Source organism: Phenylobacterium sp. GW821-FHT12F10, from assembly GCF_058806695.1.
Map to the genome: position 1 here is coordinate 275,418 of NZ_JBXAPY010000003.1, position 12,505 is coordinate 287,922.

At 73.4% G+C, this 12,505-nt stretch carries 9 protein-coding genes; 2 read left to right on the plus strand and 7 right to left on the minus strand.

The window, feature by feature from the left end; translation table 11 throughout:
* Positions 1 to 16 precede the first annotated feature (16 nt).
* Both AC1RN5_RS17380 and AC1RN5_RS17385 read left to right on the plus strand, forming a co-directional pair.
* On the plus strand, positions 17 to 1,336 hold the full coding sequence (locus AC1RN5_RS17380; protein WP_493042389.1) for a bifunctional folylpolyglutamate synthase/dihydrofolate synthase: 1,320 nt from the start codon (positions 17 to 19) through the stop codon (positions 1,334 to 1,336).
* Positions 1,337 to 1,409: 73 nt separating this feature from the next.
* On the plus strand, positions 1,410 to 2,270 hold the full coding sequence (locus AC1RN5_RS17385) for a hypothetical protein (protein ID WP_493042390.1): 861 nt from the start codon (positions 1,410 to 1,412) through the stop codon (positions 2,268 to 2,270).
* Between the two features lie 151 nt (positions 2,271 to 2,421).
* Here AC1RN5_RS17385 and trxA read toward each other — a convergent pair whose 3' ends face one another.
* The 7 genes from trxA to AC1RN5_RS17420 all read right to left on the minus strand — a co-directional run bounded on the left by trxA (position 2,422) and on the right by AC1RN5_RS17420 (position 12,450).
* Positions 2,422 to 2,745, minus strand: a complete 324-nt coding sequence (gene trxA / locus AC1RN5_RS17390; RefSeq protein ID WP_421933906.1) for a thioredoxin — start codon at positions 2,743 to 2,745, stop codon at positions 2,422 to 2,424.
* Positions 2,746 to 2,826: 81 nt separating this feature from the next.
* Entirely contained in the window at positions 2,827 to 6,288 is a 3,462-nt protein-coding gene (addA, locus tag AC1RN5_RS17395; protein ID WP_493042391.1) for a double-strand break repair helicase AddA, read from the minus strand.
* A complete protein-coding gene (gene addB, locus AC1RN5_RS17400; RefSeq protein WP_493042392.1) occupies positions 6,285 to 9,320 on the minus strand; it encodes a double-strand break repair protein AddB in 3,036 nt (1,011 codons plus the stop codon). The genes addA and addB overlap by 4 nt, the downstream gene beginning before the upstream one ends.
* On the minus strand, positions 9,317 to 10,045 hold the full coding sequence (locus AC1RN5_RS17405) for a nucleotidyltransferase family protein (RefSeq protein WP_493042393.1): 729 nt from the start codon (positions 10,043 to 10,045) through the stop codon (positions 9,317 to 9,319). Before AC1RN5_RS17405 ends, addB begins: the two co-directional genes overlap by 4 nt.
* Positions 10,042 to 11,139 (minus strand): N-acetylmuramate/N-acetylglucosamine kinase AmgK, encoded by a 1,098-nt coding sequence (amgK, locus tag AC1RN5_RS17410; RefSeq protein WP_493042394.1) that lies wholly within the window; start codon positions 11,137 to 11,139, stop codon positions 10,042 to 10,044. Before amgK ends, AC1RN5_RS17405 begins: the two co-directional genes overlap by 4 nt.
* Complete coding sequence (gene tsaE / locus AC1RN5_RS17415) at positions 11,117 to 11,584, minus strand: tRNA (adenosine(37)-N6)-threonylcarbamoyltransferase complex ATPase subunit type 1 TsaE (RefSeq protein WP_493042395.1); 468 nt, start codon at positions 11,582 to 11,584, stop codon at positions 11,117 to 11,119. The genes amgK and tsaE overlap by 23 nt, the downstream gene beginning before the upstream one ends.
* Complete coding sequence (locus tag AC1RN5_RS17420) at positions 11,581 to 12,450, minus strand: GNAT family N-acetyltransferase (protein WP_493042396.1); 870 nt, start codon at positions 12,448 to 12,450, stop codon at positions 11,581 to 11,583. The genes tsaE and AC1RN5_RS17420 overlap by 4 nt, the downstream gene beginning before the upstream one ends.
* Positions 12,451 to 12,505 lie beyond the last annotated feature (55 nt).

Genomic DNA, 12,505 nt, shown 5'->3' on the forward strand with positions numbered 1-12,505 from the left:
CTCCAGGCCACGCCCCATGTATGATGAGATCCGCGCCTTCGACGCGATGATCGCGCGCCTGCGCGAGCGCTTTCCCTCCCTGATCGACCTGTCCACCGGGCGGATCGAGCGGCTGCTGGGGCAGTTCAACCGGCCGCAGGATCGGCTGCCGCCGGTGATCCATGTGGCGGGCACCAACGGCAAGGGTTCCACCACCGCCTACCTGCGGGCCATCGCCGAGGCCGCCGGCCTGAAGGCCCATGTGCTGACCTCGCCGCACCTGGTGCGCTTCGCCGAGCGGATCCGGGTGGCGGGCGAGCTGATCACCGAGGCCGAGCTGACGGCCCTGATCGACAAGATGATCGCGGTGAACGCCGACCAACCCATCAGCTTCAACGAGATGCTGACGGCCATGGCCATCGTCGCCTTCGCCGACAAGCCCGCCGACCTGTCCATCATCGAGGTGGGCCTGGGGGGACGGTTCGACTCCACCAATGTCTTCGAGGCCCCGGCGGTGAGCGTGATCACCCCGGTGGACTACGACCACCTGGAGATGCTGGGGCCGGAGCTCTCCAAGATCGCCTGGGAGAAGGCCGGCATCATCAAGCGGGGCCGCCCGGTGGTGGTGGCCCGCCAGCTGGAGGAGGCCCTGGAGGTCATCGCCCGGGAGGCCGACGCGCTGGAGGCGCCCATGCTGCTGATGGGCCGCGACTTCGACGCCTGGGAGGAGCGTGGCCGGCTGATGGTGCAGACGCCGGACCAGCTGCTGGACCTGCCGGCGCCGAGCCTGTTCGGCGGCTACCAGTTCGCCAACGCCGGGGCCGCGGTGATGGCCGCCATCGCCTGGGGCCATCCGGCCATAGACGAGGCGGCGCTCGCCAAGGGGGTGTCCTCAGCGGTCTGGCCGGCGCGGTTCCAGCGGCTGACGGCGGGGCCGCTGGCCAAGCTGGCGGCGACGGGCGGGGCGGACCTGTGGCTGGACGGGGGGCACAATCCCCATGCCGGCCGGGCGCTCGCCGAGGCCGCCGGCCGGCTGACCGCCCGCGACGGGCGGGGGCTGGCCCTGGTGACCGCCATGTACGCCCGCAAGGACGCGCTGGGCTTCTTCCAGCCCTTCGGCGCGCTGAAGCCCAAGGTGTTCACCACCGGGTTCGACTCCGCCAACGCCGCCTCCCCCGAGGACCTGGCCGCCGCCGCCCGCGGGGCGGGGCTGGAGGCGGAGATCGTCGCCGATGTGGAGGCCGGCGTGCGCCAGGCCCTGAAGAGCGCCGATCCCCCGCCCCACATCCTGATCTGCGGCGGCCTGCACTTCGCCGGCGAGGTGCTGGCCATGAGCCCCGAGACCTGGCCGAGCTGAAGGGGGCGTGAGTCCCCTTGCCATCCGCGCCCTTCGTGTTCTAGTTTTGTTCCAGAGCTGAAGGATCGTTCCCATGACCTCCGTCCTGGACCGCGCCCGCGACTTCCTGCTGCGCAACGGCCGCCTGCTGGAGCGGCGACTGTTCGAACATCATTTCGAGGGGGCCTCGGCCGAGCCGGTGGTGCGCGCGCTCGTGGCCTATCAGGGCCGCGACGGGGGGTTCGGCTCGGCCCTGGAGCCGGACAAGCGCGACCCCGCCAGCCAGCCGGTGGACGTGCAGGTCGCCTTCGAGATCCTCGACGCGGTGGACGCCTTCGATCCCCTGATCGCCGGGCGGGCCTGCGACTGGCTGGCCGGGGTCGCCACGGCCGATGGCGGGGTCCCCTTCGCCCTGCCCAGCGTCAACGCGGCGCCGCACGCGGTCTGGTGGGCCGTGGAGGGCGCCCAGCCCCCGGCCGACATCAATCCCACCGCCGCCATCGTCGGCCTGCTGCGCAAGCACGGGATCGACCATCCGTGGGTGGCCAGGGGGGAGGCCTTCTGCTGGTCGGTGATCGACGGCTCGCAGACCGAGAAGTTCCACGACCTGGCGCCGATGATCTGCTTCCTCGAGCACACGCCAGACCGGCCGCGCGCGGAGGCGGCGCTGGCGAAGCTGGCGGCGCGGATTCCGGGCCTGGTGGAGCTGGATGTGGACGCGGCGGGCTATGTGAAGAAGCCCCTGGACTGGGCGCCCTCGCCCGCCAGCTTCTGCCACCGGCTGTTCTCGCCCGAGGTGCTGGGCCGCCACCTGGCGGCGCTGGCGGCGCGGCAGGCGCAGGACGGCGGCTGGCCGATCAGCTGGGAGACGGTGGGCCCGGGGCCGCAGCTGGAATATCGCGGCGTGATGACCGTGGCGGCGTTGCGGACGCTGCAGGCCTACGGGGCTCTTTGAAAACCCAGAGGGTGTCATCCCGCATGTAGGCCGTAGGCCGGAAGTGCGGGACCCATAGACACCGAACTCTCCGGCACGCCCCGCGCCTCTGGGTCCCGGACAGCCGCTGCGCGGCTTCCGGGATGACACAGCGGGGTGGCTCAGTCGGGGCCTAGAGCCCGGCTTCGTTGAGCCACTCGACGATCTTCTGCTTGGGCATGGCGCCGACCTTCATCGAGGCCATCTGGCCGTCCTTGAACAGCATCATGGTGGGGATGCCGCGGACGCCGTAGCGCGAGGGGGTGGTGGGGCTTTCCTCGATGTTGAGCTTGGCCACGGTGACCTGGGCGCCCATCTCGGCGGCGATCTGCTCGAGCGCCGGGGCGATCTGCTTGCAGGGGCCGCACCATTCGGCCCAGAAATCCACCAGCACGGGCTTGGAGGACTGCAGGACGTCCTTGTCGAAGGACTCGTCGGTGACCGCTACGGTGCTCATCAAAAGCTCCTTGTTACGCTGCGGCCTCAACGGATGAGCCGCGATGTTCGATCCGCCACATAGGCGGCGCCTGTCCTGGTATCAACCGGCGCGCCCGAGCTCGGCAAGGGTTTGGCCGATAAGTATTTCTGGGATCGCCATCAGCTTGGGGCCGTCGGTCCACACAAGGGCGGCCTCGATCGCGTGCTGGGGAAAGACTTCGGCGAGCACGGCGGCGTAGATCGCCATCTGCCGCAGATAGGCCGGGTCGGCGTCCTCGATGCGGGCCGGCGAGGGCCGGTTGGTCTTGAAATCGGCCACCAGCACCCGATCGGGCAGGACGACGAGGCGGTCGATTCGCCCCGAGATGGCCAGGCCGGCCGGCAGGCGGGCGGCGGTTCCGGCGAGCGCCACCTCCGCGCGGCTGCCGGGGCCGAACACCTCGGCGAAGCGGGGATCGTTCAGGACGCCGAGGGCCGCGGCGGTCATCTCGGCGCGCTGGGCCTCGGTGAGGTCCCGCTCCCGGGCCAGCAGGCGCAGGGCGGCGGCGGGGCGACCCTCCAGGGGCAGGTCGGGCAGGATCTGCAGCAGGCGGTGGATCAGGTCGCCGCGCCGGAAGCGGCCCAGGCCGGCCACGGCGGCCAGGGGCGAGGCGGCGGGCGCGGCGGCGTCCTCGCCGAGCTGGGAGGGGGAGGCGTAGCGGGCGTGGGGCTCGGTGAGCGCCTGGGCCTGCGTCCAAGCTGGGGCGGGGGCCGCGGCGGCGGCCAGGTCCGTGGCCTGGCCCAGGGCCTGGGGATCGGGGCCGAAGCGCAGGAATTCCAGCTCCCCCTGGCGAACGACGCGCTTATGGGGGTTGATCTCAGCATGGTCGAAGGCGGCCGTCAGCGCCCCCCACCAGCCCTTGAGATTCTCCTCCCTGGCGTTGGCGGCGACCCGGCCGCAGAGCACCAGGCGGTCGCGGGCCCGGGTGAGGGCCACATAGAGCAGGCGGTAGGCCTCGTCCTCCTCGCGGGCGGCGCGGCGCTCGCGGGCGGCGGCGGAGGCCTCGCAGTCGGCCTTGGCCGCCGCGCACCAGAGGAAGCCGCCGGCTTCGGTCTCCAGCAGGGGCGTGCCGCGCGCGCCGCGGCTGAGCGTGGTCTCGGGCAGGAAGACGATGGGCGCCTCCAGGCCCTTGGCGCCGTGGGCGGTCATCACCCGGACCTCGTCGCGACCGGCCTCCATCTCGCGTTTGACGGTGATGTCCAGGCTGGCGAAGGCGGCGGCCAGGCTCTCCAGGTCCTCGATCCCCCGGCCCTCGGCGGCCAGGACCTGGGCCAGGAACTCGTCCAGGGCGTCCTGCGCCTCGCTCCCCAGGCGCCGCAGCAGGCGCTGGCGCATGGCGCGGCCCTGGGCGTCGCGGGTCCCCAGCAGGCGGGCGTAGAGCTCGAAGGGCCGCCGCTCGCGGGCCTCCTCCAGCAGGCCGGCCAGCAGGGCGTGGGCCTCCCGCCAGACCGGGCGCTCCTCGGCCCGGGCGGTGAGGGTCGCCCAGAGGCTGGCCTTCCCCCGCGGCCTGGCCAGGTCGTAGAGGTCCTCGTCGGAGAGGTCGCAGAAGGGGCTGCGCAGCAGGGCGGCCAGGGTCAGGTCGTCGGCCGGGAACAGGGCGAAGCGGGCCACCGCCACCAGGTCGTCGAAGACGATGTGCTCGGAGAGGGCCAGGCGGTCGGCGCCGGCGACGGGGATCTTGGCGTGCTTGAGCGCCCGCAGGATCTCCTCGAACAGGGCCTTGCGGCGGCGCACCAGGATCAGGACATCGCCGGGGCGGGCGGGACGCCAGACGCGGGTCTCCTTGTCGAACACCCCGTCGCCGCGGGCCAGGAGGGCGGCGATCTCGCCGGCGATGCGGGCGGCCAGGCGCTTGTTGGCGGAGCCCTGGGTCTCCTGGTCGAGGGGGGCGTCCCAGGCCTCGCGGACGTCGCCCTTCTCTTCCCGCTCCAGGGGCCAGATGTCCACGCAGCCGGCGTGGTCCACCCGGCGGGGCTGGTGGACGATGGGCTCGGCCAGCGCCCGGGGCAGGATGGCCGAGGCCAGTTCCGGGGGGGAGAAGGTGGCGTCGACATAGGCCAGCACCTGCGGGGTGGAGCGCCACGAGTCCAGCAGGTCCACCCGCTCGAAGCGGAAGCCGGCGCCGGTGGCGCGGTCCTTGTGGAACTCGAACTCCTGGATCAGCAGCTCGGGCCGCGCGCCCTGGAAGGAATAGATCGACTGCTTCTCGTCGCCGACGACGAACATGTTGCGCTCCAGGCGGGTGGCCGTCGGGACCCCGGCGCCGGAGAAGAACTCGCCGGCCAGGGCGCGGACGATCGCCCACTGGTCCGGCGCGGTGTCCTGGGCCTCGTCCACCAGGATGTGGTCGATGCCGCCGTCCAGCTTGTAGAGCACCCAGGCCGCCGCCGGGCTGTTGTCCACCAGCTTGCAGGTCTTCTCGATGAGGTCGGCGAAGTCCAGCGCGCCCTGGGACCGCTTCTCGATGTCGTAGGCCGCCAGATAGGCCGCGGCCAGGGTCAGGGCGCCGTCGGTGTCCACCGCGACCTGGGCGGCGCGGCGCCAGGCGCGAGCCTCCTCCAGGGCCTCCTGGTCGGCCAGCAGGGCTGAGCGCAGGGGTTCGTGGCTCTTCAGGCCGCCGGTCTTGGCGACCCAGGTCGCCGGGGTTCCCTCGCCCTTGTCGGTGAACAGGCAGGCGAGGGCGCCCGAGAAGCTGGGCTCGGCGGCCAGCGCGGCCAGGGCCGCGGCGTTCTTGGCGTCGGCCTTGCCGCCCTGCGCCAGGACTTCCGCGGCCTCGCGCCAGCTGCGCAGGTTGAGGGCGGCGACCGCCTGGAGCTCGACGGTCTCCGGATCGACGGGATCGGGGAAGCCGCAGGCCTCCCAGACGTCGGCCACGGCGCCGGCCAGGCCGCCGGTGCGCTCCAGATAGGCGGCCAGGCGGCCGCGGGCGCTCTCGAAGGCGCCGAACATCGCCTGGAAGCTCTGGAAGTCCAGGGCCACGGAGAAGCGGGCATAGGCCAGCGCCACCCGCCCCTCGCCGGTCAGGGCCAGACGGGCCACCCCCTTGCGGGCGGCCGCGGCGATGGCGGCCGAGGCGGCGTCGTCCATGACCCGGAAGCCCGGCGAGACCCCGGCCTCCAGGGGGAAGCGGCGCAGCAGCTTCTCGCAGAAGGCGTGGATGGTCTGGATCTTCAGGCCGCCCGGCGTCTCCAGGGCGCGGGCGAAGAGGGCGCGGGCGGCTGACAGGCGCAGGTGATCGTAGTCGGCGACCGGACGGCCCTCCAGGGCGGCCAGGGCCCCGCTGAGCTTGGCGTCGTCGCAGACCGACCAGTCGCCCAGGAGGCCGAACAGCCGGCGCTGCATCTCGGCGGCGGCGGCCTTGGTGTAGGTGACGCAGAGGATGGTGGCGGGCTCGGCGCCGGCCAGCAGCAGGCGGGCGACCCGGTCGATCAGGGTCTTGGTCTTGCCCGAGCCGGCGTTGGCGGTGACGAAGGCCGAGAGCTCGGGATCGGCGGCGACACGTTGCGGATCGAGCCGGGTCATTCGCCCTCCTCGTCGCCGCTGGTGGACCATTCGAACACCCGGGCCAGGTGGTCGTAGTCGCTGATGTGGGTCTTCACGAACTGCGGCGCGCTGCGCGAGAGATAGGGCTGGGCCGGGTCGTCGAAGCGGGCGATCAGCTTGCCCAGGCCGTCCAGGGCGGTCCGCGCGGCGGCCTCGCTCTCCTCTCCGGCGGCGGCGCGCACCTCCTCGCGGCCGGCGGGCTTGCGGCCGGTGACCTCCAGATAGGTGAGGTCGCCGGGCATGGGGCGGCCCAGGCCGGGGAAGCCGCCATAGGCCAGGATGGCGGCCGTCAGGGTGAGCTGCGGCGAGAAGCCGGTGTCCACCACCTTCTGCGACGGCGCCTTGCCGGTCTTGTAGTCGAGGATGTGGCCGTAGCCGTCGGGCGACAGTTCGATGCGGTCGGCCCGCGCATTGACCTTGAACAGGCCGGCGGGGGCCATGATCTCCAGCTCGCCCTTCAGCTCCACATGGATGGTGCGGCCGTCGGCGCGTCTGCGGCGCTCCAGGTCGGCGACCCACAGGGCGGCCTCGCGGGCCAGCGCGCTCTCCCGGGCCAGGGCCTCGTGGGGCATGCCGGCCTCTTCCAGGGCGGTGACGTACATCGCCTCGAAGATCGCCGCCGCGTCGGGTGGGACCTCCACGGGATGGGCCTCGGCGAACCGTTCGAAGGCCTTGTGGATGGCGGTGCCCCGGGCGCGGGCCTCCACCGCCTCATCGGGACGTTCGAGGGGGTAGAGCCGCAGAATATCGCGGGCCCAGACGGCGTAGGGGTCGCGGGTCAGGGCCTCGACGCGGGTGACGGCCATCTCGCGGGGGCGGTCGGCGACGGGCGGGCGCGGGGCGGGACGCTTGGCGGGCGCGTAGTCGGCGGCCGCGTCGAGGGAGCGGGCCCAGTCGAGGACCTCCGGCCGGGTGGGCAGGGCGACGCCGGCGCCGCGCGCCAGGGTCTCCAGGCGCCAGAGCCAGCGGGATTTCACGGCCGGCGCGCCCTCGCGGCGCTCGGAATGCAGCAGGATCACCTCGGGCGCGCAGGCGGCCTGGGCGAAGTCGTGGGCGGCCAGGCCCACCCGGCGCTCCGGCGGCGGCAGGCCCAGGGCTTGGCGCATGGGGCGCGAGAGGAAGGGATCGAGCGTCGCCCCCTGGGGCCAGACGCCCTCCTCCAGACCAGCCACGATCAGCCGGTCGGCCCGGGTCAGGCGGGCCTCGATGGCGCCCAGGATGCGCAGGCGCGGATGGGTGGCGCCCCCGGATCGGATGCTCTCGCCGGACATCAGGCGGGCCAGCAGGTCGGCGAAGCCGCGGGGGCTGACGGCCGGGGAGCCGTCGGACTCGCTCATCAGGCCCGACAGCAGCCGGCCCAGGGCCTCGCCGCCGTGCCCGGCCCAGAGCTCGCCCGCGTCGCCCGTCTCGTCGGCGGCCAGGGCCTCCATGGTCTGGGCCAGCGCCCGCGCGGCGGCCGCCGGGGGCGCCACATCCCCGGCATAGGGGGTCAGCAGCGGGGCGAGGACCGCGCGGAGCTGGGCGGCGAAGGCCAGCGCCTCCTCCAGGGCCGGCAGGTCGGCGCGGGGCTCGCCCATCCGGCGGCGCAGGCGGGCGTCCAGGGCCTCCCAGGTGGTCTGGCGGGGGCCGCGCAGGCCGTGCAGCTCCAGGGCCGCGCGGCGGCGGTCCAGGGTCTCGGGATCGAGGCCCAGGCGCACGAAGGGGTGCTTGGCGATGGCCAGCAGGGTGACGGGGTCCAGCGGGTCGCTGGCCGCCCGCGCTGTCAGGGCGGCCAGCACGCCACAGCGGCAGCCGGCCAGGGCCGAGCCCGCCGAGGAGTCCGCGCCGACGCCCCAGCGGGCCAGCTTGGCGGCGACGCGGCGGGCCAGGGTCTGGTCTGGCGCCACCAGGGCCGCGGTCATGCCCGGCGTCTCCAGGGCCTCGCGCAGCAGCAGGGCGGCCACGGTGGCGGCCTCCTCCTCGGCCCGGGCGGTGACCACCGACAGGCCCTCCAGGCCCGCGGCGATGGGATCGACCCCCTCGGCCTTGCCCTCGGCGCGCAGGGTCTCGATGACGGTCAGCCAGTCGGCGGTCGCCTCGGCCGGCCGCAGGGCCTCGTTGATCACCCGGCGGCGCCAGCGGCCGGCGGTGTCGAGGGTGTCAGAGGCCGGCCAGAGGACGACGTCGCCCCGCGCAGCCCCGGCGCGGGCCAGCAGCCGCTTCATGGCCCCCTGCGGATGCTGTTCCCCCACCTGGGCCCAGGCGGCCTCCGCCAGGCTCTCGTCGAGGCCGGGCAGGATCACGGCCCCCTGGGGCGCACGGGCGATGACCGCCAGCAGGTCGGCGGTGGCCGGGGCGGTGCCGGTGGAGCCCGCCGCGATCAGGACCCCCTCCGGCGGCCGGTGGTCCCAGGCCTCGGCCAGGGCGCGCAGCAGGGCCACCCGGCGCTGGCTGACATCCACCACCCCCAGCTCGCGCAGGCGCGCGGGCCAGGCGACCAGCGCGGTCTCCAGGAATTCGCGGCTGACCCGCCAGTGCTCGGCCAGATCGGCGCTCACCAGGTCGGCCAGGCCGTCCTTGGCGCTGACCTCCTCGATCTGCAGGCTGTCGAGGAAGGATCCCAGCGCGTCGGCCAACTCCAGGGCGGCCGAGGCGTCGAGGTCGCGGTTCAGGGCCTTCTCGTGGCCCTTCACCAGGGCGATCAGCTCGAAGCGGCGGCGCAGGGGGTCGATGGCCGCGGGCAGGTCGATGGCCAGCTCGCCGGGCTCGAAGGGCGGCTCGCCCTCGTCCAGGTCGCCCAGGGGCCGGATCTGCGGCGGCAGGACCGCGCGGCCGCCCGCGGCGGCGATGAAGGCGTCGGCGAGCGCCCGGGCGCCGCGGCGGGTGGGGGTCAGCACCACGGCCTGGGACAGGGCCTGAGGGCCCAGCGGCGAGAGCGCGTCGAACAGGCCGCGCGCCAGGTCGTGGACGAAGGGCCGGTGGGCCGGGATGTTGAACCAGCGGGGGCCTGCGCCAGCCAGCAGGGGGATCACGTCAGCCTCGCTTCGGCCTCGTCTCGCGCGGCGGGGTCGCCGACGTGCAGCCAGAAGGCGTCCATGGCGACGCCGAAGATGCGGCCCTCGTCCTGCAGCCGCCACCAGATCGGCAGGACCGAGAAGGCGCCCTCCGGCTGATCGTCCAGCAGCTGCGGCTTCATGATCTGGAACCCGACATTGGCCAGCGGCGCCGGATTGGCGTCGTCGGCCATGTGGACGATGCGCCCGTCGGGCTCCATGCGGAAGCCGCGCGGGCCCTCCAGTCCGACGCCTTTCTCACGGGGCACCAGCAGGACCAGCAGGTCCATCTTCGCCGGATCCCAGGCCTGTTTCATGGCCTCCAGGGGCGGGGTCTCGCCCCCCACCCAGAGGGAGTCGATATTGGCCACCAGGATCGGGTCGTCGCCGAGCAGGTGGCGGGCGTTCTTGATGCCGCCGCCGGAGTCCAGCAGGCCGGCCCGCTCGTCGACGATGAGCACGCGGGGATGGGTGCGGCCGGCCAAGTGGGCCTCCACCTGGTCGGCGAAGTGGTGGACATTGACCACGGCCGTCTCGATCCCGGCCTCGGCCAGCCGGTCCAGCACGTGGTCGATCAGGGCCTTGCCCTTCACCTGCACCAGGGCCTTGGGCCGGTCGTCGGTGAGGGGGCGCATGCGGCTGCCGATCCCGGCGGCCAGGACCATCGCGGTCTTCGGGCCGCCATCCCCTGGACCGGCGGTCACGTCCGCGACTCCGCGGGCACATGGGCGTCGAACCAGGCCTTGAGGTCGCCGAGCGCCGGGTCGGCCAGGCAGGCGTCCAGATAGCGCCACAGCCTCGGCATGAAGGCGGCGTAGCGGGGCTTGGCGTCGCGGGTCACCAGGCGGGCGAAGATGCCCAGGATGCGGACGATATTGAGGGCGCCGAGCGCGTGGTAGTCGGCCAGGAATTGGGCCTGGTCGAGGTCCGGGCGGAGCTTGAAATAATAGGCCAGGGCCGCGGCCTCCCGCTGCGGCGAGACATCCCGGCGGGCGTCGTGCAGCAGCATGGACATGTCCCAGGCCGGGTGGGCGCGGACAGCGTCTTGGAAGTCCAGCAGGCCGACCCGGGCCGCCCCCTGGCGCTCGGGCAGCCAGATCAGGTTCTCGGCGTGGTAGTCGCGGTGGCAGAAGACGCTGGCGCCGGCCGCCCCGTGGGCGCGGATCGGGGCCCAGATCGCGTCCCACTCGGCCACCGCGGCGTCGCTGAAGGCCAGCTCCGGCTTCAGCCTCGGGAGCCATTCGGGAAGGATGTCGCCCGCGGTCTTGAGCGCCGTCTCGTCATAGTCCAGCAGCGGCCAGGCGATCCCCGGGGCGGTGAGCACCTTGGGCGCCGTGGCCGTGTGCAGTTTCACCAGGCCCTCGATGGCGGCGTCATAGAGGGGCGCCTCGTCCTGGCCGCCGGCGATCAGGACGGCGAAGAGGTCGTCGCCGAGGTCCTCCAGCACCGCCAGGCCCTGGGCGGCGTCGTGGGCCAGGACGGCGGGCGCCGACAGGCCCTGGGCCTTCAGCCACTCGGCGACGGCCACGAAGGCGTCCACCCGGCCGGCGGCCAGGCGGGCCAGCGCATTGTAGCCGGACTTCGCCCGCTGCTCCGGCGTGGCCTCGGGGGCGCAGGGGGCGGTCTCGGCGTTGGGGGGCTGGTCCATGAAGATCAGGCTGGGGCCACGGGTCGGATGCAGCCGCTCATAGGCCCGGGTCGAGGCGTCGCCGCTCAGGGGCACGCGGCGCGCGTCCCCCCAGCCGTGGGCGGCGAGGAAGGCGGACTTGATGGCCTCACGATCGGAACTCAAACCCACGTCCTTTCCAGGCGCCGCTGGGGGTCAGGCGCGCGCGGCGGCCCTCCCCCTCGAGGATGATCTCTATATCAAGCCGGTCGGGCGGCAGGCGACCTTCCAGGCGTTCGGGCCACTCGATCAAGGCCGCCCCGTCCTCCAGGGCCTCGTCCAGGCCGATCTCATAGGCCTCGTCGGGGCTGGTGAGCCGGTAGAGGTCGAAATGGGCCACCGAAATGGAGGCCCCCTCATAGAACTGAACAAGCGTGAAGGTGGGGCTGGGCACGTCCTCGTCGGGCGTGGTGAGCGCCCGGATCAGGGCCCGGGCCAGGGTCGACTTGCCGGCCCCCAGGGGCCCGGTCAGGCAGATGGCCTCGCCGGGCTTCAGCGCGCCCGCCAGGGCCGCGCCGAGGGCCGAGGTGGCGGCCTCGTCCTTCAGGGCGATCTCGCCGGCCGCCGGGCGGATCATGCGAAGGGCCGGTCGGGATGGTGGGGCAGGACGCCGGCGATATAGGCCTTCACCGCCAGGGTCGCGAGGTTGACGTCCGGGTCGAGGCGCTCGGGGGGGATCAAGGGCCCCACGGTCAGGTCGAAGGCCCGGCCCCGCTTGTTCAGCAGCTCGTGGAACAGGGTGATGTCGCGGAGCTCGCCGGAGAAGTCGTTGAAGAAGTGGAACAGGGTCGACCAGGGCCCCGACAGGTGCATGGGGACGATGGGCGCCTCGTACTTGCGGGCGATGGAGAAGGCGCTGGGCATCCAGGGGGGATCCATCAGGGTCCCGTCGGCGGCCTTGCGGGCCAGGCGCCCGGCCGGAAAGATCGCCAGGGCGCGCTCGGCCTCCATGGCCTCCCGGGTGAGGTTGAGGGTCAGGCGGGTGCGCTCGCGGGTGCGCTTGGCCTCCACCCATTCCACCGGGATCAGCACCTCGCTGAAGGCCGGCGACACCCGATGGGCGTCGGCGTTGGCGTAGAAGCAGAGGTCGGGGCGCAGGCCCTTGACGGCGTCATAGACCGCGATGCCGTCGGCGATGCCGGTGGGGTGATTGCAGATCAGCACCACCCGTCCGCGGGCGGGAATCCGCTCCAGGCCGCGCACGCTGACCTTGACGTCGAGCAGGGCCGAGACGTGCTCCAGGGCCTGGCGGCCCGACATCTGGGCGATGTCGTCGGCCATGGTCCGGGCCTTGCGATAGTCCAGCAGCCGGTAGAGCAGGGGCCGGATCAGCGGCCACACCGCCCCGCCCGAGAGCTTGGGGGCGCGCTCGGCGATCAGGGTGTCGACGATGTGATCGTGATAGGCCCGCCGCGCCGGCAGGGCCTCGGTGGCGACGCTCATGCGGGCAAGATGCCCTTGCCCGCGCGCCCGGTGCAAGGGGTTGGGCCCCTGTCCC

What these genes read in the sequence shown, in the direction of transcription:
- trxA (WP_421933906.1), bottom strand. Translation starts at nt 2,745, where the DNA reads ATGAGCACCGTAGCGGTCACCGACGAGTCCTTCGACAAGGACGTCCTG.
- AC1RN5_RS17380 (WP_493042389.1), top strand. Translation starts at nt 17, where the DNA reads ATGTATGATGAGATCCGCGCCTTCGACGCGATGATCGCGCGCCTGCGC.
- AC1RN5_RS17385 (WP_493042390.1), top strand. Translation starts at nt 1,410, where the DNA reads ATGACCTCCGTCCTGGACCGCGCCCGCGACTTCCTGCTGCGCAACGGC.
- tsaE (WP_493042395.1), bottom strand. Translation starts at nt 11,584, where the DNA reads ATGATCCGCCCGGCGGCCGGCGAGATCGCCCTGAAGGACGAGGCCGCC.
- addA (WP_493042391.1), bottom strand. Translation starts at nt 6,288, where the DNA reads ATGACCCGGCTCGATCCGCAACGTGTCGCCGCCGATCCCGAGCTCTCG.
- AC1RN5_RS17420 (WP_493042396.1), bottom strand. Translation starts at nt 12,450, where the DNA reads ATGAGCGTCGCCACCGAGGCCCTGCCGGCGCGGCGGGCCTATCACGAT.